Annotated in this window: 21 protein-coding genes, 1 tRNA gene and 3 pseudogenes; 10 read left to right on the top strand and 15 right to left on the bottom strand. The window is 69.9% G+C overall.

Features of this window, described 5'->3' with window-relative positions; translation table 11 throughout:
- Positions 1 to 35: 35 nt before the first annotated feature.
- Complete coding sequence (locus OG702_RS07155) at positions 36 to 494, bottom strand: ATP-binding protein (protein WP_327288012.1); 459 nt, start codon at positions 492 to 494, stop codon at positions 36 to 38.
- Positions 495 to 672: 178 nt separating this feature from the next.
- On the opposite strand from OG702_RS07155, the gene OG702_RS07150 reads away from it, so the two are divergent.
- From OG702_RS07150 to OG702_RS07135, 4 genes are all read left to right on the top strand, one after another.
- A complete protein-coding gene (locus OG702_RS07150) occupies positions 673 to 1,500 on the top strand; it encodes a helix-turn-helix domain-containing protein (protein ID WP_327293112.1) in 828 nt (275 codons plus the stop codon).
- Between the two features lie 3 nt (positions 1,501 to 1,503).
- Positions 1,504 to 1,785 carry a DUF397 domain-containing protein gene (locus OG702_RS07145; protein WP_073502553.1) on the top strand — a complete coding sequence of 94 codons (282 nt, stop codon included), beginning with the start codon at positions 1,504 to 1,506 and terminating at the stop codon, positions 1,783 to 1,785.
- Positions 1,786 to 1,932: 147 nt separating this feature from the next.
- Positions 1,933 to 2,751 (top strand): SAM-dependent methyltransferase, encoded by an 819-nt coding sequence (locus OG702_RS07140; protein ID WP_327288010.1) that lies wholly within the window; start codon positions 1,933 to 1,935, stop codon positions 2,749 to 2,751.
- A gap of 119 nt (positions 2,752 to 2,870) precedes the next feature.
- A complete protein-coding gene (locus tag OG702_RS07135; protein ID WP_327288009.1) occupies positions 2,871 to 3,677 on the top strand; it encodes an SAM-dependent methyltransferase in 807 nt (268 codons plus the stop codon).
- A 112-nt stretch (positions 3,678 to 3,789) separates the two neighbouring features.
- On the opposite strand, the gene OG702_RS07130 is transcribed toward OG702_RS07135, so the two are convergent.
- Positions 3,790 to 4,818 carry a saccharopine dehydrogenase family protein gene (locus OG702_RS07130; RefSeq protein ID WP_327288008.1) on the bottom strand — a complete coding sequence of 343 codons (1,029 nt, stop codon included), beginning with the start codon at positions 4,816 to 4,818 and terminating at the stop codon, positions 3,790 to 3,792.
- A gap of 103 nt (positions 4,819 to 4,921) precedes the next feature.
- Here OG702_RS07130 and OG702_RS07125 point away from each other — a divergent pair, with 103 nt between their 5' ends.
- Together OG702_RS07125 and OG702_RS07120 are read left to right on the top strand one after the other, a co-directional pair.
- Positions 4,922 to 5,176, top strand: a complete 255-nt coding sequence (locus OG702_RS07125; RefSeq protein ID WP_327288007.1) for a DUF5302 domain-containing protein — start codon at positions 4,922 to 4,924, stop codon at positions 5,174 to 5,176.
- Between the two features lie 246 nt (positions 5,177 to 5,422).
- Positions 5,423 to 6,676: an MBL fold metallo-hydrolase gene (locus tag OG702_RS07120; RefSeq protein ID WP_327288005.1), complete on the top strand. Its 1,254-nt coding sequence runs from the start codon at positions 5,423 to 5,425 to the stop codon at positions 6,674 to 6,676.
- A 151-nt stretch (positions 6,677 to 6,827) separates the two neighbouring features.
- On the opposite strand, the gene OG702_RS07115 is transcribed toward OG702_RS07120, so the two are convergent.
- Together OG702_RS07115 and OG702_RS07110 are read right to left on the bottom strand one after the other, a co-directional pair.
- Positions 6,828 to 7,445, bottom strand: coding sequence for a GNAT family N-acetyltransferase (locus tag OG702_RS07115; RefSeq protein ID WP_327288004.1), 618 nt, complete (start codon positions 7,443 to 7,445; stop codon positions 6,828 to 6,830).
- Positions 7,442 to 10,543: a glycoside hydrolase family 2 TIM barrel-domain containing protein gene (locus OG702_RS07110; protein ID WP_327288003.1), complete on the bottom strand. Its 3,102-nt coding sequence runs from the start codon at positions 10,541 to 10,543 to the stop codon at positions 7,442 to 7,444. The genes OG702_RS07115 and OG702_RS07110 overlap by 4 nt, the downstream gene beginning before the upstream one ends.
- A 245-nt stretch (positions 10,544 to 10,788) precedes the next feature.
- On the opposite strand from OG702_RS07110, the gene OG702_RS07105 reads away from it, so the two are divergent.
- Entirely contained in the window at positions 10,789 to 11,349 is a 561-nt protein-coding gene (locus tag OG702_RS07105; protein WP_327288002.1) for a hypothetical protein, read from the top strand.
- A gap of 98 nt (positions 11,350 to 11,447) precedes the next feature.
- A tRNA-Pro gene (locus OG702_RS07100) sits at positions 11,448 to 11,521 on the top strand.
- A gap of 317 nt (positions 11,522 to 11,838) precedes the next feature.
- Here OG702_RS07100 and OG702_RS07095 read toward each other — a convergent pair.
- The 3 genes and pseudogenes from OG702_RS07095 to OG702_RS07085 form a co-directional block, all read right to left on the bottom strand.
- A pseudogene (locus OG702_RS07095) lies at positions 11,839 to 13,086 on the bottom strand (NF041680 family putative transposase); the annotation flags it as partial.
- Positions 13,087 to 13,225: 139 nt separating this feature from the next.
- Positions 13,226 to 13,426 carry a hypothetical protein gene (locus tag OG702_RS07090; protein WP_327288001.1) on the bottom strand — a complete coding sequence of 67 codons (201 nt, stop codon included), beginning with the start codon at positions 13,424 to 13,426 and terminating at the stop codon, positions 13,226 to 13,228.
- A 630-nt stretch (positions 13,427 to 14,056) separates the two neighbouring features.
- On the bottom strand, positions 14,057 to 14,431 hold the full coding sequence (locus OG702_RS07085) for a DUF6597 domain-containing transcriptional factor (RefSeq protein ID WP_327288000.1): 375 nt from the start codon (positions 14,429 to 14,431) through the stop codon (positions 14,057 to 14,059).
- Positions 14,432 to 14,586: 155 nt separating this feature from the next.
- On the opposite strand from OG702_RS07085, the gene OG702_RS07080 reads away from it, so the two are divergent.
- Complete coding sequence (locus OG702_RS07080) at positions 14,587 to 15,156, top strand: TIGR03086 family metal-binding protein (protein WP_327287999.1); 570 nt, start codon at positions 14,587 to 14,589, stop codon at positions 15,154 to 15,156.
- Between the two features lie 217 nt (positions 15,157 to 15,373).
- Here OG702_RS07080 and OG702_RS07075 read toward each other — a convergent pair.
- From OG702_RS07075 to OG702_RS07065, 3 genes and pseudogenes are all read right to left on the bottom strand, one after another.
- A pseudogene (locus OG702_RS07075) lies at positions 15,374 to 15,661 on the bottom strand (IS5 family transposase); the annotation flags it as partial.
- Positions 15,662 to 15,688: 27 nt separating this feature from the next.
- Positions 15,689 to 16,924 (bottom strand): hypothetical protein, encoded by a 1,236-nt coding sequence (locus OG702_RS07070; protein ID WP_327287998.1) that lies wholly within the window; start codon positions 16,922 to 16,924, stop codon positions 15,689 to 15,691.
- Positions 16,921 to 17,556: a SigE family RNA polymerase sigma factor gene (locus OG702_RS07065; RefSeq protein ID WP_327287997.1), complete on the bottom strand. Its 636-nt coding sequence runs from the start codon at positions 17,554 to 17,556 to the stop codon at positions 16,921 to 16,923. Before OG702_RS07065 ends, OG702_RS07070 begins: the two co-directional genes overlap by 4 nt.
- A gap of 594 nt (positions 17,557 to 18,150) precedes the next feature.
- Here OG702_RS07065 and OG702_RS07060 point away from each other — a divergent pair.
- On the top strand, positions 18,151 to 18,684 hold the full coding sequence (locus OG702_RS07060; protein WP_327287996.1) for a DUF3592 domain-containing protein: 534 nt from the start codon (positions 18,151 to 18,153) through the stop codon (positions 18,682 to 18,684).
- Positions 18,685 to 18,744: 60 nt separating this feature from the next.
- Here OG702_RS07060 and OG702_RS07055 read toward each other — a convergent pair whose 3' ends face one another.
- From OG702_RS07055 to OG702_RS07035, 5 genes and pseudogenes are all read right to left on the bottom strand, one after another.
- Entirely contained in the window at positions 18,745 to 20,349 is a 1,605-nt protein-coding gene (locus OG702_RS07055; protein WP_327287995.1) for an IS1182 family transposase, read from the bottom strand.
- A 285-nt stretch (positions 20,350 to 20,634) separates the two neighbouring features.
- Entirely contained in the window at positions 20,635 to 20,952 is a 318-nt protein-coding gene (locus OG702_RS07050; protein ID WP_327287994.1) for a hypothetical protein, read from the bottom strand.
- Between the two features lie 104 nt (positions 20,953 to 21,056).
- On the bottom strand, positions 21,057 to 21,737 hold the full coding sequence (locus tag OG702_RS07045; RefSeq protein ID WP_327293487.1) for a hypothetical protein: 681 nt from the start codon (positions 21,735 to 21,737) through the stop codon (positions 21,057 to 21,059).
- Between the two features lie 350 nt (positions 21,738 to 22,087).
- Positions 22,088 to 22,231: pseudogene (locus OG702_RS07040) on the bottom strand (IS1380 family transposase); the annotation flags it as partial.
- A gap of 88 nt (positions 22,232 to 22,319) precedes the next feature.
- On the bottom strand, positions 22,320 to 23,540 hold the full coding sequence (locus OG702_RS07035; protein ID WP_327287993.1) for a PIN domain-containing protein: 1,221 nt from the start codon (positions 23,538 to 23,540) through the stop codon (positions 22,320 to 22,322).
- Positions 23,541 to 24,192: the final 652 nt, after the last annotated feature.

The following is a 24,192-nucleotide window of genomic DNA, read 5'->3' as shown; positions in this document are numbered from 1 at the left end:
GGCGGTAGCCATCGGGCCCGGCGGAGGCGGTCCGGTCAGCGGCCCAGGCGGTGCGCGGCCAGTTCGGCCCACACCACCCTGCCCGTACCGTCCTCCGCCGGGTCCGACCCCCATGCCAGCGAGAGCACGCTGACCAGCAGCAGCCCTCGCCCGCCCTCCTCATCGGCGCCGGCGAGCCCGGGCGCCGGCACGCCCGTTCCCCGGCCCTGATCGGTCACTTCGACCCGCACGACACTGCCGCGGTCGTACAGCACACAGGTGATCTTCTCGCTTTCCGTGTGCCGTACGGCGTTGGTGAACAGTTCGGTCACCACCAGACTCGCGTCATCGCGCAGTTCCGCGCCGGCGCCCCATTCCCGCAATCGCGCACGTATCCGCCCGCGGGCGTCCGCCACGGACGCGCTCAACGCGGGCAGCCGGAACACGTCACGGCGGCCGAGGTCGCCGACACCGTCGCGGCGCTCGCGCCGGAGGGCGTCAGGTGAAGGAACCACTCCGTAACTATGAGGCTCGCGCAGGACACATGGCAAGGTCCGTTCTGTAATTTACAGAATCGCTGCTACATGCTGTCGCGCGCGCTGACAACATGACAGACTGCTTCTCAGCCAAGGAAGTTGGAGGATGAGCCACGTGATGGACCCCCGGCCGGGAGGAGCCCCGACCGTCCTGCGCATGGTGCTCGGCAAGCGCCTTCAGGATCTGCGGGAGCAGGCCGGAATCAGCCTGGAGGAAGCCGGCCGGGCGCTGGACGTCACGCACGCAACCGTCCGACGGATGGAAAAGGCCGAAGTCGGGCTGAAGATCCCGTATGTCGAGAAACTGCTCATCACGTACGGAATCACCTCACCCGAGGAGATCAGCGGCTTTCTCGCCCTCGCCCGGGAGGCCAACAGGCCCGGCTGGTGGCACAGCTTCCGCGACGTCCTCCCCGACTGGTTCAGCGCCTTCGTCAGCCTCGAAGGAGAGGCCGCGGTCATCCGCGCCTACGAACCGGCCTACGTCCCCGGCCTACTCCAGACCCCGGCCTACGCCCGGGCCACCCTGCGCGCGGGCTTGCCGCACGCGGCGGCCCCGGAGATCGACCGGCTCGTCACGCTGCGGACAGAACGCCAGGCCCTGGTCACCCGGGAGGAGGCGCCGCCGCTGTTGTGGGTCGTGATGGACGAGACGGTGCTGCGCCGCCCGATCGGTGGACTGCGCGTCATGCGCGAGCAGTTGGACCGCCTGATGGAGGCCACCGAACTGCCCAACGTCCGGCTGCAGATCATGCCGTTCGCGGCCGGGCCGCACCCGGCCATGTACGGCCCGTTCCACATCTTCCGTTTCCAGCTCCAGGAGATCCCGGACATCGCCTACGCGGAAAGCCTGGTGGGCGGCGTCTACTTCGACGAACGCGACGACGTGTCGGCGTTCCTGGAGGCGCTGGACCGGATGTGCGCGCAGGCCGCGCCAGCACAGAGCACCAAAGCCATCCTCGATGGCATGCGCAAGGAGATCTGAACGATGGATCGCGTCGGCAATGACGGCATATGCGGGTACGAGGACATATACGACGGTATCTACAACGGAATGCCCGCCAACCAACTCGGTGTCGAGGGCTGGCGGAAACCGTGGAGCGGCGGCAACGGGGGCTCCTGCGTCGAGGCGAAGAGACTCAACGACGGCAGGGTGGCGCTGCGCCAGTCCACCGACCCCGACGGCCCGGCCCTGATCTACAGCAATCACGAGATCACGACTTTCATCCTGGGCGCCAAGGCCGGCGAAGCGGACTTCCTGCTCGGCTGATCCGCACCACAGCGCGACGGCACGACCCACGTAGGACGCACCGCTTCTTCCCGGCACCACCCGCGCACCACCCATGCATCCACCACGCACCACGCACCATGCACCGCGCACGAGCTGGCGCAGGCAGCGAAGGAACGGAGGACGGCCTTGACCGACCAGGGATTTACCGCCGAGCAGATAGACACCAGCAGGCCGCATCCGGCCCGGATGTACGACTACTACCTGGGCGGCAGGGACAACTACGAGGTGGACCGGGAGGCCGCCCAGCGGGTGATCGACCTCTTCCCGGACATCGTCTCCATGGCGCAGGGCAACCGCCGCTTCATGCACCGGGCCGTGCGGTTCATGGCGGAGAGCGGTATCCGGCAGATCATCGACATCGGCACCGGCATCCCCACCTCGCCGAACACCCACCAGGTGGCGCAGCAGGTGTCACCCGACGTCCGCGTCGCGTACGTGGACAACGACCCGATCGTGGCGACGTACGCCGGGGCGCACATGCTGGGCGCGGGGAACACCGGGTTCTTCCTCGGCGACCTGCGCGACCCGGAGAGCATCCTGAAGCACCCGACCATCGGTGAGCTGATCGACTTCGGCCGGCCGGTCGGGCTGATGCTGGTGGCCATCCTGCACTTCATCAAGGACGACGAGGACCCGGCGGGGCTGGTCGCCGCGTATCGGGACGCGCTGCCCGCCGGCAGTCACCTGATCCTCAGCCACACCACCGGCGACTTCCACCGGCTCGACGGCGACGCGGGCGAAGCCCGTGACGTCTACCGGGACAAGGGGGCCACCGCCACCTTGACCCTGCGGTCCCACGAGCAGGTGCTGAGCTTCTTCGACGGCTTCGAACTGGTCGAACCCGGCCTGGTCCAAACGCCGCTGTGGCGCCCGGACGGTCCGGTGCCCTCGGACCAGGAACTGGCCCACGTCGGCTTCTACGGCGGCGTCGGCATCAAGCACTGATCACCGCACCTCGGCATCGCCGCACCACGGGCACGACCACGCACCACCCCGCCAGACCACCAGGCAGCACGGCGCCGCGCACCACGCGTCGCGCGGCGAGAAGAAACCGGAGGACGGTGTTGACCGAACAGGGATACCCAGTCGGGGAGATCAACACCAGCCGGGCGCACCCGGCCCGGATGTACGACTACTACCTCGGCGGCAAGGACAACTACCTGGTCGACCGCGAGGCCGCCCAGCAGATCATCAAGGCCTCGCCAGAGATCGTGGACAGCGCCCTGGCCAACCGCGAGTTCCTGCGCCGCACCGTCGCGTACCTGGCGGGCCTCGGGATCAGCCAGTTCATCGACATCGGCACCGGCATCCCCACGTCGCCGAACACCCACCAGATCGCCCAGTCGGTGAACCCCGACGCCCGCGTCGCGTACATCGACAACGACCCGATCGTGGCCGCCCACGCGGGGGCCAGGCTGCTGCGCGCGGGCAACACCGCCTTCGGGCTGGTGGACCTGCGCGACCCGCAGGCCATCCTGGACCACCCGGCGGTCACCACGCTGATCGACTTAGCCGAGCCGGTCGCCGTCCTGCTCGTCTCCGTCCTGCACTTCGTCAGCGACGACGAGGACCCGGCGGGCACCGTCGCGCTGCTGCGGGACGCCGTGCCGTCCGGCAGCCACCTGGTGCTCTCGCACGGCACCGCCGACTTCCACGCCCAGCAGGTCGGCGAGGCCGTCTCCGTCTACGGCAAGGCCACCGCGAGCCTGAGCCTGCGGCCCCACGACGAGGTCCTGGCCTTCTTCGACGGCTTCGAGCTGCTGGAGCCCGGCCTGGTCCGGGTGCCGCTGTGGCACCCGCACGGGACGGAACCCGGGCCCGACGAGCTGCGCAACATCGGCATCTACGGCGGTGTCGGCCGCAAGCCCTGAGCCGGCCCGCCCACCCACAGACCAACCATCACCGGGGAAGGGAAGGACGGCGGCCGCAGCGGTAATCTCGTGCCGCTCGGCCGCCGTCCGGCCACCACCGGGACCAGCGGGCTCACCGCAGCGCGGCCATGGTGACGGTCACCCCGTCCAGGGTGCCCGCGAAGTCCGCGCCCAGCGCCCGCGACGGAGTCTGGAAGCCGGCCGGCAGCTCCGGCAGCCGCCCGACGATCCGCAGCACCGAGTCCACTGTCAGCCGGTACGGGTTGGGTCCGGTGAGCGTCGCCGACACCGTGTTGCCCGCCGCGTCCCTGGCCCGCCCCCACACCTCGCACCCGGAGCCGTTCAGCGACCGCTCGCCGGGACCGCGCACCAGCCGCCCCACCGCCCCGCCGACCGCCCCCCGCAGCGGGCCGAGCCGCAGCACCCGGGTCGCCGCCAGCGCGGCCGCCGGCACCGCCGTGTAGGCGGTGATGTCCGGGATTCCCGTCGAGTGGTACGCCGTACTCACGTCGCCCCACGGCACCGACACCACCATCCGCGCCCCCGAGGGGAAAGCCGCCCGCACCTGCCGCGACCCGAACGGCACGACACGGATCTCCCCGCCGGAACGGATCCGCCCGCCGTCCGCCGCGCTCTCCACCGCGGTACGCACCGTGCCCGGGCTCGCGCCACCGCCGGTGAGGAAGGCCAGGTCCAGCTGGGTGGCGTCCGGCAGCCGGGCCGCGAGCAGCGCGGCCACGCAGTCCGTGGGCACCACGTCGAATCCCGCGCCGGGCAGCAGCGTCACTCCGGCCGACGCCGCCCGGGCGCCCAGCGCGTGCAGCGACTCGAAGACGTCGATCTCCCCGGTGATGTCCAGATAGCCGGTCCCCGTCTCCAGGCAGGCCGTCGCCATCGGCAACGCGGTACGCGCGAAAGGCCCCGCGCAGTGCGCCACGCTCTCCACACCCTTCAGGCCGCGGCGTATCGCGCCGGCCTCCTGCAGGCCGAACACCCGATGCTCCAGGCCCAGTTCGGCCGCCAGCGGTACCACCTTCGCCGCGCTGCGGCCCGCCAGCACAGGGCGCATACCAAGAGCGACGGCGCGGCGGGCGATCAGGCGGCCGGTGTAGCCGGAAGCGCCGTACAACAGCCAGGTCATGGGTCTGATCCTCCTCCGAGGGCGTGACCGGAACCGTACACGCGCCACCCACGCCGGCGATATCGGGTGGGCCGCGGGGCTGCGGCGTGCGACTCTTGATGGCATGACCGACCAACAGCAGCAGGCCGCTGCGGCCCCCGCGGCCGCCGAACCTTCCACCGAGGAGCCCGAAGTCGCGGCCCCCGCCGAGGACGAGGACGAGGACGAGGTGAAGCGGAAGTTCCGCGAGGCGCTCGAACGCAAGCAAGGCGCCCGCCGCGGGGCCGGCGCCACCGGCACCGGACCCGACCAGTCCAAGATCCACGGCGCCCACGGCCGCGCCGGCGGCGCCCGCGAATTCCGCCGCAAGAGCGGCTGACCCCACCGCCCGCCCGGCCTCCCGGGCGGGCTCTCTCCTTCCTGCCCGAGACCGCGCACCCCGGGGCGCCCGGATCCACGGCGCCCGGACGCGCCCGATGCCGCCCGGCGCCCCGCGGGCGGCAACCGCCCGCGCGACCACCGGCCCCGCAAGCCCCTCCACCACCCCGGGGAAGATCCGTCCAGGCCCGCATAATGGAACAGGCGGATCTTCCGCCGATCAGAAGAGTCCCTGCCTGGAGGAAACGTGACCGGCGCCGGCCGACAGCCGTCCCGCCTCGTGAAGGCGCGCCCCGCCCCCTTCGGGGCCGACCCCGCCGGCGCGCGTCTCGAACGTATCCTGCGGTCACCGAACTACGCGGACGGCGTGTTCGTGAACCCGGTCGCCGCCCACCAGGGCCCGAGCCGCGAGATGTTCAAGTCGCTGCCCGCGACCCTCCGCAAGGAGGCCCGGGTCACCAGGAAGCCGGCCAGGCCGGTCCCGGTGCACCCCACCACCCTCGCCGACCTCGCCGTACCGCCCGCCTCCGGGCTCCGGCTGACCTGGATGGGACACTCCACCGTGCTGGCCGAGATCGGCGGCCGCCGGGTGCTCTTCGACCCCGTCTGGGGCGATCGCTGCTCGCCGTTCTCCTTCGTCGGCCCCAAGCGCGTCCACCCGGCGCCGGTCCCGCTGGGCTCGCTGACCGGCCTCGACGTGGTGGTCATCTCGCACGACCACTACGACCACCTCGACATGCCGACCATCGCCCAACTCGTCCACAGCGACGTCGTCTTCGCGGTGCCGCTGGGGGTCGGCGCGCACCTGGAGCACTGGGGTGTCCCCGCGGCCCGGCTGCACGAGCTGGACTGGAACGAGTCCACCGGGATCGCCGGCCTGCGCCTGACCGCCACCCCGGCCCGGCACTTCTGCGGGCGCGGCCTGCGCGGCCGCCAGCAGACCCTGTGGGCGTCCTGGGCGGTCACCGACGGCACCCACCGGATCTTCCACAGCGGTGACACCGGCTACTTCCCCGGCTTCGGCGACATCGGCGCCGAACACGGCCCCTTCGACGCCACGATGATCCAGGTCGGCGCCTACAGCGAATTCTGGCCCGACATCCACATGACGCCGGCCGAGGGCATGCAGGCGCACACCGACCTGTCCGGCGGCACCCCGCACGGCGTGATGCTGCCCATCCACTGGGGCACCTTCAACCTCGCCCAGCACGCCTGGGCCGACCCCGCCGAGGGCACGGTGGCCGCCTCCCGGACGACCGGCGCGAAGATCGCCACCCCTCGGGTCGGCGCGCCCTTCGAGCCCGCCGACCCGCAGCGGGACGACTGGTGGTGGCGCGAGGTCGCCGTCGTCCCGGCGGGCGGCTGGCCGGTGCACCCGGAGCGCCCACCCGGCACCGACCACCCGGCCGCCCCGGCGGCTCCGGCCGCCCTGGCGGCTCCGGCCGCCCCCGCCGACACGGCCGACACCGCCGGCGACTACGAGGCAGCCCGCCCCGAGTAGCCACCGGCCGCCTCTGCCACGTCGGCACACGTACGTGCCGCGCGCACCGGCCAGGGGCGCCCCCGCGCCAGACACCTGCCGGTGCGCGCCTCGGCACATGTGGCGAAGAGCGGCCCGGCACACGTATCCGCACGCCGGGCCGCCACGACCGCTACGAGGTGGCCCGGCCCAGATACGTCAGCGCACCCGGGTCCGGCACCGCGATCTCGTGGAAGCCGAGCCGGTCGTAGAAGGCCCGGGCGGCGGCGTTCTCGGTGAGCATTCCCAGGTGGACGGCCGGCACCCCGCGGGCGGCCAGTGAGCCGAGGAAGGTGTTCATCAGCGCCCGCCCGTGGCCCGCGCCCTGATACTCGGGCAGCACGTCGATGTGCAGATGCGCCGGGTAGCCGGCCAGCGCGGGCAGCACCATCCGCTCCGGGGTGTGCAGCAGCCAGGCCATCACCTCCGTGGGTGTGACCGGTTCGCCGCCCGGCGCCGGCCAGCGGGCGGCGACGGTGGGCAGCCATTCCTCGCGGAAGCGCCGGACGAAGCCGGCCGTGTCCGCCGCACCCAGCACGTACCCGACCGCGTGCCCGTGCCCGGCGTCCAACACGAAGGTCGACTCCGGCTCCAGGACGGCGTAGGGCGCGGCGAAGATCGTCCCGAGCAGGTCGCGGTCCTCCTCGGGATAGTCCGCGCTCGCGTCGCCGCCGGCGGCCCCGGTCCGCAGGCAGATCTCGTGGAGCGCCGGCAGGTCGGCCGGCCGGCAGGGGCGGACCGAGACGCTCACTGCTGCTCCAGGTCGGCCGGTGGGAACTGCCCGGTGGCCTCCAGCGGGACCAGGGTGAGGGAGAAAGCGGCTGGCGCGGCGTCCAGGCGGAAGCCCGGCAGCACCTCGGGGCCGCAGGACCCGCTGCCCAGCCCGTGCAGCGCGTGGTCCACGTGCACCCACAACGTGCCGGAACGCTCCAGGTCGTACGTGTGCTCCGCCGCGTCCAGCGCCTCGGTGCTCCACGGCCGGGCGGTCAGCCAGAAGGCCGGTTCGCCCTCGATCCGCACGCCCGAGCCGTCGGCCCTGCGCAGTTCGGCCCACCGCACATCGGACCTGGCGCCGTTCTCCTGCGGCCGCACGTACGGGGTCTGCATCTCGTCCACCGATGCGTGCCACCGCCCCATCCTGGCGGCGCTCCGGCTGTCGGGGTACGCCTCGCCGGGGCCGCCGCCGTACCACTCGACGGCGTCCAGGGTGGGGCACAGCCCCAGCCGTACGCCGAGCCGGGGGAGCGGCACCCGCCAGTCGCCCTCGGGCGTGACCGCGACGTCCAGCCGCAGCCGGCCGCCGGTCGCGCTCCAGGTGCTGACCGTCCGCAGGGCGTGGCCGGCGGCGGCCGGGGCGACCCGGGTGGTGACGGACAGCGTGTCGCCGCCCACCTCGACCCGCACCACCCGGTGCTGCATCCGGTGCAGGCCCGACTCCCGCCACTGGCGGTCGAGTTGGCTGTCGGTGTGCCAGGGCATGCCGCGGTCGTTGTCGGTCGCCGCCCGCCACACGTCGAGGCGCGGCGCGTGCACCTGGGCGGCGCCGAGGTAGCGCAGGGCGCCGGTGGCGGCGTCGAAGGTGCCGGGGCCGAGGATGATCATGCCGCCCTCGGCCAGCCGGGGGGAGTGCGGGCCGCCGGTGCGGCCGGCTGGGGCGGGTGTCGGGGGCGCCTGAGCGGGTGTCGGGGCGGGTGCCTCAGCGGGCTTCGCGGCGGGTTTCCCCGGCGTCGCAGCGAACTGGGACCAGGCCACCTCGTGGCCGGCCGGCGCCCACGCGGTGTCCTCGGCCAGCACCGCGCGTACGGTCCAGCGGGCCTCGCCGTACTCGGGTACGTCGCCGGTGCCGGTGCCGGTGCCGTCCTGGTCGCCGTCGCGGCCCGGGGCGGCGTCACCTTCGCTCCCGTGCCCGCCGGGGGGGCAGGGCGTCCGCGGCAGCTCCAGGAGAGCGCTCTCCCCGGGGCCGGTCGGCGGCACCGTGAAACGCCCGCCGTCGCCGGCGATGCCGTCCACCTCGTAGGACCAGCTGAAGGCCAGCCCGGAAAGGTCGGCGAAGTCGTGCCGGTTGGTGACCGTCACCACCCCGCGCTCCGGGTCGCCCTCGATCCGCACCGGCTCGATCACCTTCTTGTACTCGACCAGCCCCGGCGACGGCGTACGGTCCGGGAACAGCAACCCGTCGCAGACGAAGTTCCCGTCGTGCAGCTCCTCACCGAAGTCGCCGCCGTAGGCGAAGTACGCGGTCCCGTCCACCGTCCGCCGGCGCAGCCCGTGGTCGATCCACTCCCAGACGAAACCGCCCTGGCAGCGTTCGTACGTCTCGAAGATCCGCTGGTATTCGGCAAGCCCGCCGGGCCCGTTGCCCATCGCGTGCGCGTACTCGCAGAGCAGGAACGGCATGTCGCGCCGGCGCTTGTCCAACTCCGCGTCGACCAGTGCCGGTTCGGTGCGGCGCCCGATCAGCTCGGACTCGGCGTGGTCGGCGTACATCCGCGAGTAGACGTCGGTGTCCGCGCAGCTGAGATCGCCCTCGTAGTGGATCGGGCGGGCCGGATCGCGGTCGCGGATCCAGGACGCCATCGCGGACAGCCCCGCGCCGGTGCCGCACTCGTTGCCCAGCGACCACATCACCACCGACGGATGGTTCTTGTCGCGCTCCACCATCCGGGCCGCCCGGTCGAGCAGCGCCGGCGTCCAGCGCTCGTCGGCCACCGGATTGCCGCGCCAGCCGACCTCCTGGAAGCCGTGCGTCTCCAGGTCGCACTCGTCGATCACCCACACGCCCAGCTCGTCGCACAGGTCGAGGAACGCCGGATGCGGCGGATAGTGGCTGGTGCGCACGGCGTTGATGTTGTGCCGCTTCATCAGCAGCAGGTCGTCACGCATCGTCTCCTGGTCCAGGGCGCGCCCGTGGTCCGGGTCGAACTCGTGCCGGTTCACCCCGCGGAAGGCGATCCGGCGCCCGTTGACCTTGAGGACCCCGTCCTCGACGGCCACCGTACGGAAACCGATCCGCAGCGGAATGCGCTCTCCCTCGGTCGCCAGCTCCGCGTCGTACAGCCGCGGCAGCTCCGCCGACCACGGCTCCACGGCGACGGTCACCGCCTCGCCGGTCGGGATGTCCAGGCCCAGCTCCGGCACGGTGACGGTGCCACCGGGCTCGCAGTCCACGCGCAGGGTGCCGCTGCCGGTGGTGTGGTCGTACCCGCAGTGCACGAAGAAGTCGGTGACCGCGCCCTCCGGCCGCTCGATCAGCGTGACCTCCCGGAAGATCCCGGGCAGCCACCACATGTCCTGGTCCTCCAGGTAGCTGCCCGAGGACCACTGGTGCACCCGCACCGCCAGCACGTTCCCGCGCGGCTGCAACAGCTCGCCGACCTCGAACTCCACCGGCAGCCTGCTGCCCTTGAAGGTCCCCAGCTCGGTCCCGTTCAGCCACACCCGGGCGCAGGAGTCCACCCCGTCGAAGCGCAGCACCGCGGCGCCACCGGGCCAGTCGTCCGGCAGGTCGAACATCCGCAGGTGGTCCCCGGTCGGATTCTCGGTCGGCACATGCGGCGGATCGACCGGGAAGGGGTAGCGGACATTGGTGTACGCCGGCCGCCCGTGCCCCTGGAGCGGCCAGTGCGAGGGCACCGGGAGCACGTCCCAGCGGGCGGCGTCGTAACCCGGCCGGGCGAAGGAGTCGTCCTCCGCCTCCGCGGTCGCCGACAGCCGGAACCGCCACGCCCCGCCGAGCCCCACCCGCCGGGCGTCGGACACCGCCCACCAGGCACGCGGCGGGAGCGCTCCCGCGCTGGGGGCGACGTCCTCGTAGTACGGAACGGCCGCGGACGGCTCCGCCTCGTGCATCTCTGCTGCTCCTCAGTTCCCGGATCCGCGAAGGCGCGCGCCGGGCCTGTCCGGTCCGGCTGATCCGCAGCACCGATTCTGCTGAGGTCACGGGTCCGCCGCCAGGTGTAGCGGTCACCGAATTGACCCGCGCCCCGCCCCCGCCCCGCCTGGCAGGGACGAATCCCCCCACCCCGTACGGGACTTGACCATCCCGCCGGCCCGCTGGGATCCTGCCCGCCCGGAAAGACTGGGGGGACACTGCAATGACGTACTCACCGGGCGTGACCGCGCTCACGTCGACGGCGGCCACCGCCGCGGAGCCGATCAGCGGCCTGAAAGGCGGCTCGGCCCTCATCCTGATCGCGGTGGTCGTCGTGGTCGTCGCCGGGATCGCCGTGGTCCCGCTGATCATGGACGTCCGCCGCGCCACCGCCTGGCGCCGCCAGCTCACCGACCACCTGATCGACAGCGCGGCCACCGACCGCGAGGTCCGCGACTTCCTGCGCGACCTGCGCGAGCCCCGCGGTGTCCGCGGCCTGACCCGGAGCATCATCGCCCTGCTCATCCTGGCCCTGGTCGGCTTCGCCCTCGCGGTCGCGATGCTCTCCTCGGGCCCCGACTCCGGCGACCTCCGCAAGACCATCGTGACCTCCCTGATGACCGTCCTGGCCACCGTCTCCGGCTTCTACTTCGGCAGCCTGGGCGCCCAGAACAGCGCGGAGGACGCCCGCCGCCAGTCCACCCCCAAACCCCCCAAGCCCACCCCCACCCCACCCACCACCACCCCCACCCCACCCCCGTCACCCCTCGACCACGAGGCGTAGCCCCCCACCCCCCAGGGTGCGAGCGAACACCCCCCGATGTGAGGTATTGTTCTCATGCACGGCCCCCCGGGAACCACCCCCCGGGACCGGCCAAGCACCGGGACGTGGCGCAGCTTGGTAGCGCACTTGACTGGGGGTCAAGGGGTCGCAGGTTCAAATCCTGTCGTCCCGACGGTGCAGAGAGGCCCGCTGACTGGCATTTGGCCAGGTCGGCGGGCCTCTTCTCGTTTCTGGGAATCATGCCCGTCTGATGACGCGTCAGTAGCTGGGGACCACTTGGGGACCATGACTCTAGAAAAGCCGCAGGTCAGAGGCTATTTTTCTGGGGACCATGATCACGTGATTCTGGTGCGGATTGTTCGGTTCCTACAAGCGGCGGAGGGTTGCTGAGAGCCCCGGGGAGGGCGGGGGCAGTTCAGCACCCAGGTCACCGGCCCGCAGGCTGCTGACCTGCACGGACGAATTATCGACACCCACACAGCTTGATCTTTATCGTCGGCGGCCGTAGTGCTCGTCGAGTGACTCGGCGCGTTTGGCGGTTTTCCCCGGTGTGTGGCGGGGTGCTCTCGTACGGTTGCTCGATCCGCGGGGGCGTCCTGGGCCGGGGCGGGAGGGTTTTGGCGCTGCCGCGGGACGGGCTGTCTTCGCGCGGATGTTGCGAAACCCTCGCCGGACCCTGGCGGGCGTCAACTTGTGTGGAGGTAGCGGGCGTTCCCATGGGCGACGCAGGTCCTGTGCGGCTGGTCGGGCGAGCCACAGTTGGGTGTGTGCGGCGATGATCAGCATCGTCCACAGGTCCGCGCTGGTCGGGTCACGGAGCTTGGGCACGGTCCAGCCGAGTGTCTGCTTCATCAGGCGGAAGGTGTGCTCCAGGTCGAATCTGCGCAGGTAGGCCCGCCACAGTTGGTCGACGTGGGAGGGGCCGGCTCCGGTTCGGGAGGACCACAGCCACACCGGGTCGGGATCCCGTCCGCCGGGCAGGTGCTCGACGTGCAGGCGGACCACGAGGCCGTGCAGAACGGGAAGTTCGACGTTCTGGTCGGTGATCCAGGCCGAGCGGCGGGTAAGCCGGGGGTGGAGCCGGTCCCATGCCTGGGCGGTCGCGGTGCCGTAGCGGGTGGTGTCGGTTCGGGTCTCGGTCTGCGGGTCCCCCCAGGTGGTGGGCCTGGCGAGGGCGAACGGGGCCCCGTGCATGCGGGGGCGGCCCGGCCGGGGTGCCGCGTTGTGCGGGGCGGGGTCACGGGCCAGGACGCGGTCCGAGGGGAGCCTGCCGCATACCTCCACGGGTAGGTCGGCGAGCAGGAAGGCCAGACGGGCCAGGTCGTAGCCGGCGTCGGCGACGACCAGCAGTTCGGGGTCGCCCTCGATCCAGTGTCCCGCCGTGATCAATCCCGTGACAACGTCGCGTAGTTGGGCGGCGGTGACGGCTGCGGCGTCGTCGGCCGGGCCCAGCCGGGCCGCGTCCAGCAGTCGGCACCAGGAGGTGCGGCCGGACTCCAGGGCGGCGACGAAGGAGTAGGGCCAGCCAGGGATGAACTGGTCCTTGCCGCGGCCACGTCCGTAGACGTGGCAGAACAGCCGGTCGGGGCTGGTCTCGGCGTCGGGGCGCAACCAGGTGGAGACGTCCACGGCCAGCACGATCCGGCCGTCGACCGCACGCGGCACGGGCAGCGAGGCGAGCAGGCTCCGCAGCCGGGACGGCTCGGCCCAGCCGGCGTTCAGTGCCTGGTAGAGGGCCACCCGTAGGAGTCGTCGTGAAAGATCGACTCCGTCCTGGGCTCCAGCGTCAGAGCGACCACCGTCTGAGCTATTCGATCGGCCACCGTCGGCACCCCGAGGATTCTCGTTCCCCCGGGCTTTGGGATCTCGACCTCCTTCACCGGAGGAGGAAAGTACGTGCCCAGGACATCCGGTTCCAGATCTTGTACAGGTTCCCCCGCAGATCCTTCTCGAAGTCCTCGATCGAGCACCCGTCCACTCCGGCCGCACCCTTATTGGCCTTGACTCTCTCGTATGCCTCCCACACCAGCAGCTTCGAAATAGCGAACGGCTTGTCCGCCAGACCTGACATGCTCACCCGCTTCCTCCCGGAGTAAATCCGGTTGTTCGCGCGAACAGATCACCAATGAGCCGGCCCCTTCGCTCCACCCCGATTACCAGGGCTTCATCACTACTACGGGCCGGTCCGCCAGCGCGTGCCGCATCGGTACTCAACGCCTCACGGTTTCCGCCGCCCGGCGCACTCCCTCTCGCCGCCTGAGCCATTCGAGGCCCAGACGGCCGTATCGGCACTCGCCTTCCCACGTTCCATGCAGAAGCCGCAGACCGGACTCGCGCCGCCTCCATGCCGGACACCACCTGGCCAATAGACGGGCTCCCGCCAGGCTCATCCCGGCGCCATTTAACCGCTCCGGTTTTGATGTCAGTTGCTTGTTTCGACACGTCGTCAGCGGTTCGCTCTCGCTCGCCTTTCCGATCCCCACCTGACGCCTCATGGACGCCTTTTCCTCAACGCTCACCACGACGGTCTTCAGCCAACGCAGCTTGAGGTGGTTTGACGCCTCCCCCCGAGGGCGACGCCGAAGGGCCACAAAACCTTCATCATCTGCACAGCACCGCATCAAGTGGGCTTATCTACATCAACCTCACTCTCTGCGCTCGTGGCGCACTTAAACAACAAGTACAGTCGAAGCAGCACAGTTGATCATCATTCCCTGGCACCACCGTGCAGGCCAAGGCGCCGCCCGTACCCGGACACGCCGCATCTCGCACACACCCTCCCACCAGGGTGGATGGGGTTATCGGCAGGGGCAAGGTCCGGGCCGAACACCTCGGTCGCCGGGACAACGCAGTCGGTGATCGTCGAGACGGCGGCATCGAGGAACAGGCGGAAGCAGCCCGGCCGGAACGCGACGCCGAAGACGTGGCCGCGGCCCTCGAGAGCCTGGATCCGGTAGCCACTGCGCACGCCGTGGACGTCCGCGTGGCCGCCGCCGAAAGACAGCTGCACGTTCGGGTAGGGCACGATCTTCCGCCGGTAGGGCTCGTCGTAGTCCCAGCGAACCTCCCCGTACCGCTCCACAACATGGCGCGAGCGCCTGCGACAGGCTGTGGAACGCGTGGCGCTGATAGCTGGCCCACGCACTCCGCAGTTCGCGAACGTCCCGCTCCACACAGCAGAGTGTATGTCGCGTTTGTTCAATACCCCTCCGGCCCGCGCCGCCTAGGGTCGCTGCCATGTCACATCTATCCAATGCTGCCGAGGCCATGGCCGCAGTCGCCCGCACCATCACCGACGACCAGCTCGCCAACAAGACTCCGTGCACGGAGTACGACGTGCGGGCACTGGTCAACCACCTCCTGTTCTGGGGCCCGTCGCTCGCCGGCGGTGGCCGCAAGGAGTCCGTTCCGCAGCCGGCGGCCGCCGAGTCCGATGTGGACCTGGCGGCCGGCGACTGGCGCGGCCGCCTGCTCGCCCTGCTGGACGACATCACGTCGTCGTGGGCGCCGCCGAGCGCCTGGCAGGGCGAGACGAGCATGGGCACGCCGCAGAAGCTGCCCGCGCCAGTCTTGGGCGACATGATCGTCGGCGAGCTGGCCATGCACGGCTGGGACCTGGCGGTCGCGACCGGGCAGCGGCTGGAACTGCCCGCCGACCTGCTGGCGCATCTGCACGACACGGTGTTCGTCGGCGTGGAGCAGGGGCGGAAGATGGGCATGTACGGACCGGAGGTCGCGATGCCGGCCGACGCACCCACCTTGGACCGTATCCTCGGCCTGACCGGCCGTGATCCCGCCTGGGCGTAGTCCCCGGCTGGCGATATCGGTCCCACCTGGCGCGAACTGTCGAAGCGTGGCGCGGCAGCAGCCCTCCCCCGTCGCCCTGGCCAGCCCGCTCGACCGGCTGGCCCAGAGCGCGGCATAGCACGGCTGAAGTCCTGACAGATCTTCCGCAGATCCCGCATCGCCCCAACCGCATGAGTGTCATCACCAAAGCCGTCCTCATCCTGGAGAGGCAACGCTGAAGAAGCTCAGTGATGGCCGCGATGGTGACAGTGGCCTCTTGGCGGACAGTGAGCTTGTCGTATCTCGTGGCCACCGCCCGGTGACGTTTGAGGCGATTGATCCCGCACTCGACTGCGTGGCGCTCGCGGTAGTCGGTCTTATCGAACTTCGGCGGACGACCGCCGCGGGCGCCCAGTTTCTTGCGGTTGTGAACCTGGTCTGCCGTTTCCGTAATTGTGCAGCGGATCCCGCGTTTGCGCAGGTAGTCGCAGTTGGCCCGTTCCCCGTGGGCGTTGTCGGCCCGGACGCTGTCTCAGGTTCGGGAGCCCCCGGGTCAGCGGTGGGTGAAGATGGGTTCCCAGTGGGCCGGGGAAGGCTCGCCGGTCTTTGTGTCCTGTGTTCCGGTGAGGGGTGTCTCTTCGTTGCTGCCTACGGTGACGATTACCAGCCGGTTTGCGAACTCGCTCGTGCCGCCGGTGGTGTCCCAGGCGATGAGGTGGGAGTTGTCGGCCCAGGCGAGCAGTTGCTGGCCGCGCTGCACCGCGGCCCGCTTGCCCGTGGCCGGGTCGAGGACCTCGGTGGCGGTTGTGCCGTCTTTGTCGGCGAAGTCTCCTGCCATCAGGGTTCCGTCGGGGGACAGGCCTGCCGGTGCGATGGCGGGATCCTCGTGTTCCTCCTTCGGCGGGGCGGGGACCGTGGCGCCGTCGAGGCGGTGGAACACCAGGTGGAGGGAGGGGCTCCGCTCGGCAAGGAGTGTGCCGTCGGCGTTGAACTGGAGGGCGGCGCCGGAGTCGGGGGAGCCCAGCATGGAGGTGTCGGGTGCGAGGGCGTGCCACTGGGCCGCTCCCGACGGCAGGTCGACGACGGCGAATCCGGTGCGGGAGTATTCCGGCTGTGGTTGTTGGCTGCCGCCGTCGTCCTCGATGACTGCGCCTCGGTTGGCCCAGAAGAGGCGGTTGGGGTTCTTGTCGTAGGTGGTGATGACCAGCTTGCGGCCGTTCGGCGAGAGTGCCACGGTTCCCGCACCGTGGGGCACGGGGATCCAGCGGGTGATCTTGCCGGTGCCGAGGTCGAGGATGCCCACCCGCTCTGCCGGCAGCGCCTGTTCCACGACGATCGCGGTCTTCAGGCCGGGGACGACGGCCGCATCGGACCAGCGCGTGTCCTTCGTGTAGCGGCCGGTGCCGGGGTTGAGGAGACTGTAGGTGCGGGTCTGGATCTCGTCATGGTCGGGCTGGGGAACGGTCCGGGTGGTGTAGTAGGCCGCCAGCACCTGGTTTCCGGCCGCGATGCGGTCACGGGGCGGGCTCTGCGAGGGATGGCTCTCGATCCTGTTGACAACGGGGCTGCGGTGCCGGTCGGCGGGGTCGTGCTTGTCGCCCGAGTCGAGCACGCCGGGTGTGACCGCCGCGGCGATGGCGGCAATTGCCACGATGGCCGCGACCGTGAAGCCCGCCCTCCTGCGCCGTGCGCGGCGTGCCAGGACCTGCCCGGCGAGGCCGGGGTGCGCGGGCCCGGCGGACCGCGCCTGCTCACGGAGCGTGTCACGGATGAGATCGTCGATGTTCACGGCCGTGCCTCCAGGCGCGGGACAGGGGACGCCGGACCGTTGCCGCCGCGGGAGGCGTGGGACCGGCCCGCGGGGGCGGACGTCCGGGCAGGGCCCGTGGGGCTGCTCTGCGGCGGTGGCGGGTCGGCCGGCTCGTCGAGAGCGGCGAGCTCGGGCGCCAGCGTGCGCAACCGGGCGAGCGAACGGTGGGTGGTGGAGCGCACCGTTGCGACCGAGCAGTCGAGCATGCGGGCGACCTCGGCCTCGGGCAGGTCCTCGAAGTAGCGCAGTACCAGGACGGTGCGCTGGCGGGTTGTCAGGCGGGCGAGCGCTTCGTGCATCAGCACCCGCAGATCGGCGGCACCGGTGCGGTCACCGTCGACCGCACCCTCCGGCGGCTCGGCGACGAACAGTTCCCTGCGCCGTCCCTTGAGCCGCAGTCGGGTGATCTGCTGGCGGTACAGGACCTTTCGGACGTACGACTCGGGCTCGTCGATCCGGCGCCAGCGGCTGGCCACCTTGATCAGCGCGTTCTGCAGCAGATCCTCGGCCGCGTGGCGGTCGCCGCCGCTGAGCAGCACCGCCGTCCTCAACAGGACGGTAGACCAGTTCGCCACGAACTCCCGGAAACCGTCGAGGTCTTCGGCCTCCATGCCCACCTTCACTCTCCGGCGGCCTGATGCCCCCTCTACCCCTAATGACGCCTCCAGGCGGCTACGGCTATGCCACCTGCCTGGGCCGTCGCGGCGTCCATGCACGGCGCGCTGCCGCACACCCGTCACCCTCGGCAATTGCCACCTGCCGTGGCGCCCAGGGCGCGGTCGGCATTTGTGGGGGTCATGTCCGCTGGAGTGTGTGGGTGCCGAAAACACCATCCAGGCAGGTCAGCAGACATTTCGGCAATCGGCGGCGATCAACAGTGGACAGGCCTGCTTGAACGAGTTCATGTTTAGCTGACCCTACGTTGAACGCGTTCAAGTGGAGCGCTCTCGGCTCTCGCTCGGGATGAGCCGATAGTGGCGATGACCTGCATCGATGAGGTTGTCGACAGGGACAGGGCTGTCCACGATCACTAGGACGGTGCCGAACTTTGCGGCCAGTTTCTCGAAGACGGCCCGCAGTTCGGGCTCGCTGACTACTTCGGGGCGCCGTACCCCGGTGGCGCCGGGATGGAACCGGCTGGAGCGTTCCGACCATCCTTCCCGGCACAATCGCTTCGGCCTGGAGCGGTCAGTTCGGGGGGCGAGATGTTCGCAATCGGTGGCGTCTTCGGTGTGGTCTTCGGGATGATCGGCCTGCTCTTCGCCTGCGCGGGGGCGGCGTTCGGGCTGACCCTGGTCCGCCGGACCAGGTGGCGGAGACGGGCGCTCGCCCAGGGGCTGACCGCGGAAGCCCGCTGCCTGGAGACCTACGTGGCCCGCGACCACTCCGCGATCTCAGCTGGCGGTTTCAGCACGAGCAGTGCCACCCGGCACGTAATTCTCGGATTCCGCACCAGGGACGGCCGCGACATCCGGATTGAGGAGACCTCTCGGGTGCCCCGGGTCGTCGGCGACTTCGTCGAGGTGCGGTACCTGACCGAGCACCCCGAACGCGCGACGGTGGCCGGGGCATCGCCGTCGGGCGTGTCTCTCGGGCTGGTGGTGGGGCTCGCCTTCTGCGCGGTCTTCACCTGCGTGGGGCTGCTCTTCGCCGCGACAGGTTTCGGTATAGGCTACTTCGGTCTCGCCACGTCATCCGGCTCCTCGGCCGGTTTCTCCGACCCCGGCACGATGCCCTGAGCCCGTTTCGGGCCACCTGAGCCGGCCTTAGCTTGACTCTGTCGGGGATCTTGGACGCGGTCAGGTGCCGAGGGTGCGCCAGGACTTTGGCCGGGGTAATCCCTGCTGGTCCAGGAAGGTCTGGAAGGCGGTCGGCGGTCTCGATGATGAGGCTTCCCCGGTCGCTGGCTGGCTGCTGAGTCGTTCGATGTTCACGGCGATGGCGGTGAGTACGTGTTGCAGGTGGGCTTTCGGCTGTCCTCGGTAGCGGCAGTGGCGCATGCCGTGTCCGTGGGCGAACTCGTTGATGGTGCCCTCGACTCCGGAGCGGACCGCGTAGCGGGCCTTCCAGTCGGGTGTCTGCTGCTCGGTACGAACGCGGAGTTGCAGGTCGCGGAGTTCCCGCGGGGGAAAGCCCACGGTCCGGGCGCTGTCGGCGGTGGTGGTGCAGCGGGTGCGCGCCGGGCAGGGGCGGCACTGGCTCTTGGTGAACCGGGCCATGATCAGCGGTGCCGCGGTGGGCGATGAGGCCGGGTAGGGGCCGTGCCAGCCCGCGCTGACCTGGCCCTGGGGGCAGGTGACCTGGCGGCGGTCGAAGTCGATGTGGAAGTCGTCCCGGTCGAAGCCTTCGTTCCTGCGGTGCTGGCTGGTGGGGTTGCCCGGCAGGGGCCCGGTGACGGTGATCTGGTGTTCGCGTGCGGCTTGTTCCAGGTGGACCAGGGAGGTGTAGCCGCCGTCGACAAGGTGCTCGGCGGGCTGCAGGGCGCTACGGGCCAGGCGGGTGTGGATGCCGGGCAGGGCCTGGCCGTCGCTGGTGGCGGCCGAGGTGGTGGCCACGTCCGTGATCACGTTGGTGCTGTCGGAATCACACGTCTCGGTGACGTGCGCAGCGAACCCCTTCCAGCGGATGATGTGCCCGTGGCGGACGTAGCGTGCGGTGATGTCGTAGGGGGAGACGATCGCGCTGGAGGATGGCGGCAGCCCGCCGTCGTCGGCGGTGCGCCAGCTCAAGCGTCCTGCCGGGTCGCGATAGTAGTTCTGCACGATGATCTGCCGCAGGGCCTGGGCCGCTGGGCCGGGCCGGTAACCGGAGCCGTCGTGGTGGAGGCGCTCCAATAACTGGTATGCGTCGCTGCCGGCGGACAGGATCCGGGTCTTGGGCCGGGTGGGATTCTTGCCCAGGCGGACCGGGCGGCCGTAGCGGCGCCCCCATTCCTCGTCGACCAGGCCGACCAGCAGGTGTCCGGCCGTGCGGGCTGCTTCTTCGAGCGTGGCACGGACCGCTTCAGTGACCAGCTCCAGCCGGGTCAGGTCGCGGACTGCGGCCAGAACGTGGGTGGAGTCGGTGCGCTGCGTGGTGCGCTCGCGCACCAGCCCTGCCTCTTTCAGGCGGGCGAGTGCCAGGTCGAGGAGGCGGTCCGCGCGGTCGTCTTCAGTGAGGCGCTCGCGGAAGTCGGCGAGCACGCTGTGGTGGAAGCCCGGATCGTCCAGCTCCGTGGCCATGGCGTACTTGAAATCGATGCGGCAGCGGACCGCCTCCGCTGCTTGCCGGTCCGACATGCCCAGCAGGAACTGTAGAACGCAGACGGTGGCAAGTTGGGCCGACGAGAGGCCGGGGCGTCCGTCGCGCGGGTACCAGCCGGCGAAGTCCTCGTCGCACCACAGCCCATCCAGCCGGTCTCTCACCCACATCACCGTGGTACCGCCAGGGTTGCTCGCCGCGCGATTTGCGCGGTCAGAGGCGGGACTTGCTCACCGGAACGGGGATGGAGGGACAACGGGCACCTCGGAAGCTGTATTGGTCGACGAAACGGCCCCGAGCATGCCCGCTGATCACGCTGGCGTACCGGGAAACTCCAAGATCCCCGACAGAGTCAAGCCGAGTCGCTGTTGTCGTTCCGCCATGGGTTCTGTACGCCTCTCTGCACACCCAAGCAGGTCGTCCGTGGGCCGCTGATCTGCGCGGATGAGTTATCGGCACTCGCAGAGTCGGGGGCTGTGCTCATCCATCAGCAGCCACGGACTCCCGGCGCCGAACATCGGCACTCGGATGAAGACCATTTCGGCAACCGAGAGATCCGTCTCCACCGCATTCTGGGCTTGTTCGCTTGCGGTGGGGCGGAGACTGTCCATCGCCTCGGCCCGTTCCTCTCCGCTGATGCCGACGTTCACGAACCAGGTTTGAAGGGTGTCGGTGGGCTCGGAGGGGGCCAGGCTGTGTTCGCTGCGGTAGGTCAGGCGGATCAGCGTCGGAACTTCGGACGGCAGCTGGGCCGGCAAGGTGGTCACGGGCGGCTCCGTATCTCTGTGGGCACGCCGCGCTTGTACCTCGGCACGCCTTTCCGGCATGTTCAAATGGTGTGCGCACAGCGAGGGCGGTGATCAGAAACGGTTCAGCGGTTCAAAGTACGGGGGCAGACGGACTGGTGGCGGCAGGGCAGGAGTGACGCTGCCGAGCACCTCGGCAGCAGCTGCGAGGGCCCCGGGTGGTCGTCGGATCCGAGGATATGAACGGGACAACCTCTGGTCCGGCAGTCACCGCCCGACGGAGTACGGTGTCCGCCGCGCACGTGGCCCAGTGCGTCGGTGGCGAAGTCGGCACGCACGGCGTGCCAGCGGCCCACCCGGTGAACCTCCGGGATGCCCGCGGCCACCTCCGCCCGCATGGGGAGGAAGACCGTTCCTTCGTGCTCCCGGACCAGCAGGACACGGTCGATGTAGTCGACAGTGTCGCCCTGCGGCTGATGCTCTTCCACCCACGCCAGCGCCTCCCCGCGGCTGCCGGGGCCCCACAGGTAATTGGCCGGGTACGCGGTGGTCTCGAAGCGGGCATCGAAGTCGAGGAGATCATGGTCTTCCGGGTACGTTCCTTGCTGGGCAACGGCCCGCACCAGGATGAACGTCTCGGCCTGGTCCTCCTGATAGTTCTGGTCCCGCAGGGCGTCGATGCTCCAGACGGTGCGGCCGGTGCTGTTCCAGCTCAGCGCTGCCACGGTTCGGTGGACGGGGGCGGAATAGAGGTGGCCACCCGGGGTGGGGCTGCCCCACAGTTGGTTGATGAACCAATCACCCACCCTTCTGACCTGCGGCGAAGCCGCCGACCCGGCGCTGACCAGGCATTTTCCCGACGGCCAGCGTTGGCCCCCGACGGCCGTTTTCGACTGTCCTGCGGACCGTTTGCGGACCGCTCCGGGTGGGGCCGGCGGTCACGCCGCCGTCCTACCGTTGCGTCGGGATGATCTTTGGCGCCCGACTCGTAGTCTCTCCGCGAGCGAAGAAGCCGACACCTCTTGCTGCTTAAGCCACCGCGCCATAGCGTCGGGTCTCCGCCATCAAGCAGTCGACGAGCGGCCCGGTTCCGCCAGGCCGTCGCAGCAACATTCTGCTCTGCCTGCTTGGCCTCCCGGGGTTCGCCGACCTCGCCATACGGCTTGGGTAGTTGAGTCAGGGCGCTTCGTGGTGGTGAGTGATCGGCCAGGGTGTTACTGCCCACGTTGCCCGGCCGCAGTAGCGCTGCCACCGGCGGGCCGGACCCGGCCGGGCCGTGGTCGACGAACGTGACCAGCGGACGATCACGCTCGGCGGAGGAAGAGGTGCTGGCAGGTCCCGCCGACAGTGCAAGATCCGCCCGTCGCTGACACCGGCCGGGCCCCACCTCATCCCTCGTCGAGGGACTCGTCGTCCTGCTGGTAGTCCCGGTAAGACGCTAGGGACATACCCGCCTCATCGTTCTGCTTTGGCGGCTGGAGCGCCACGAGCATGCTCGTCATCATCTCGGCGAGGGTCGGCTTGCGTCCCTCCGTCTCCGCGATGTTGAGGACGTGTTGCGGATGATCCCAGTTCACCAACTGCGACCAGTCGACGGCTGATACGTCCTCGACGGGCACCGCTCGGTATGCCTTGATGATCAGTGGGGCGTGGTCGTCTCCAGACCGCGCAGGGAAGAGAATGCGGGTCTCCCAAACACACGCGCCCATCTCTACAGTGCCCGGCGCAACTACCAGGCCGGCGAACTGCCAGCGAGCTGTCGCCACGACCCAGCTATTCGTTCCGAGCCGATAGGCATTGATGTCGCTGACGTCGAAGAGCTCCGCCTGAACCCTGTCTGGGAACACCCATCTCTGGGCCGACAACACCCCGCCCCCCTGAGTTCGGGCGTCGAAAGGTGTGATGGCCCTGCTTGACCTCCAGCTCCTCCTGGCGCGCATGGTGACGTACCCTGTGTGCAGTCTGAGTAGGCCGCGCACGTCCGACGCATCGACCTCGACCCGCGGGGCGACGACGTCCAGCAGCTCGTCGAGGTTCGTCAGGTGCACGAATCGGTCGCCTAACCCCGCGACATCGCTATCCATGGGCGGGGGGTAGCCGCCACGACCCGTGGGGAAGTCCCGGTCGTTGCTGACGAAATAGACTGTCTCGTCCAGGTTCGCCCGGGCGTATTGGATAGCCGTGAGCCAAATGGCGACATCTCGCGTGCCGACCTTCACCCTCTTGTTGCCGCCGGCCTGCTTCGTCCCAGCAGGCGGCAGAATGTTGGCCTCCCGGTACACGCCTTCACGGATGGCGCTGTCGCTCGTCGGGAGGATCTCGAGGAAACTGGCGTACTCCTTACGCCACTTCTCTCGAACAGCCTCCGCATCGGGGCTGACGAGCTTCGCCTCCGTCTGGTAGCTCTTACCTTCCAGCGTTGCGAGGGCCTTCGCTGCGGCCCTGTGAGCCTCGAGGTATTCCAAGGCCCTTTGCGCTGCTAGCTCCTCGATGGCCATCCACGGCGCGCCGACGCGCTCGGTCTTCGTTCGAACAATGGCGCGGAGGACGTCCACCTCGCTGCTGTCGAGCTTCATGCTGCGTATGACGCAGCTATCCAGGATGATCACGCTGTTGCCTCAACTCTTCTCAAGGGTCCAGCAACGATTACCACCTGGCCCCTATCACTCGCAGCCGAGTTGAACAGTTCGGTTGATGGCGTACCGACGGTAGAGCCCGCAGGCACACCGGAGGGGTTGGTGTGCTTGGGACTGACCCGGCACAACGTGACAACATGGGCCCGGAACGCAGGCGAGTACTTCGACTTCCCCAGGGAATTCCTGTTCTATGGACCGTCACGATCCACATCGTCTCGCACGCATGTCGCACCCGATCACCCTGTCCGGGCTGGTGGTCTTTCCTTCTGGTAACTCGTGGCGCAGGTCAGCCCCAAGGGAGTGATCGGACGACGGTGACGGTCAGGTGGCGGCAGCGAATGCGCTCGTCAAGCCAGTGGACGACCTTTGGGCCGTCCAACACCTTGAGCAGCTCCCGGCAGCGTGCCACTCCGCCTGTCAGCGGCTCCGCCACGATCAGGTGATTATCCACGGCGACTGGCTGTTCGCCCTCGATAAGCACTCCTGTTCCACGGGAGCCTCCTTTTGCTCCTTGCCCTGGTCGGGACGTACGGCGCATGACTACGAAGGGGGGATCAAGCAAACGCCCGCTGAAGTGGCGCCTGCGAGATGGAAGCCCCATCGCGCCTTGGCCCGGCAGCTCCTT

Origin of the sequence: Streptomyces sp. NBC_01198, from assembly GCF_036010485.1 — a bacterium.
Lineage (GTDB): Bacteria > Actinomycetota > Actinomycetes > Streptomycetales > Streptomycetaceae > Actinacidiphila.
Note: the sequence above shows the minus strand (reverse complement) of the source record. Positions and strands in the feature narration are given on the sequence as shown.

Bases quoted from the DNA above. Each gene is read 5' to 3' on its own strand.
- OG702_RS07060 (WP_327287996.1), top strand. From the start codon at position 18,151: ATGTTCGCAATCGGTGGCGTCTTCGGTGTGGTCTTCGGGATGATCGGC.
- OG702_RS07110 (WP_327288003.1), bottom strand. From the start codon at position 10,543: ATGCACGAGGCGGAGCCGTCCGCGGCCGTTCCGTACTACGAGGACGTC.
- OG702_RS07125 (WP_327288007.1), top strand. From the start codon at position 4,922: ATGACCGACCAACAGCAGCAGGCCGCTGCGGCCCCCGCGGCCGCCGAA.
- OG702_RS07105 (WP_327288002.1), top strand. From the start codon at position 10,789: ATGACGTACTCACCGGGCGTGACCGCGCTCACGTCGACGGCGGCCACC.
- OG702_RS07065 (WP_327287997.1), bottom strand. From the start codon at position 17,556: ATGGAGGCCGAAGACCTCGACGGTTTCCGGGAGTTCGTGGCGAACTGG.
- OG702_RS07130 (WP_327288008.1), bottom strand. From the start codon at position 4,818: ATGACCTGGCTGTTGTACGGCGCTTCCGGCTACACCGGCCGCCTGATC.
- OG702_RS07145 (WP_073502553.1), top strand. From the start codon at position 1,504: ATGGATCGCGTCGGCAATGACGGCATATGCGGGTACGAGGACATATAC.
- OG702_RS07150 (WP_327293112.1), top strand. From the start codon at position 673: ATGGTGCTCGGCAAGCGCCTTCAGGATCTGCGGGAGCAGGCCGGAATC.
- OG702_RS07080 (WP_327287999.1), top strand. From the start codon at position 14,587: ATGTCACATCTATCCAATGCTGCCGAGGCCATGGCCGCAGTCGCCCGC.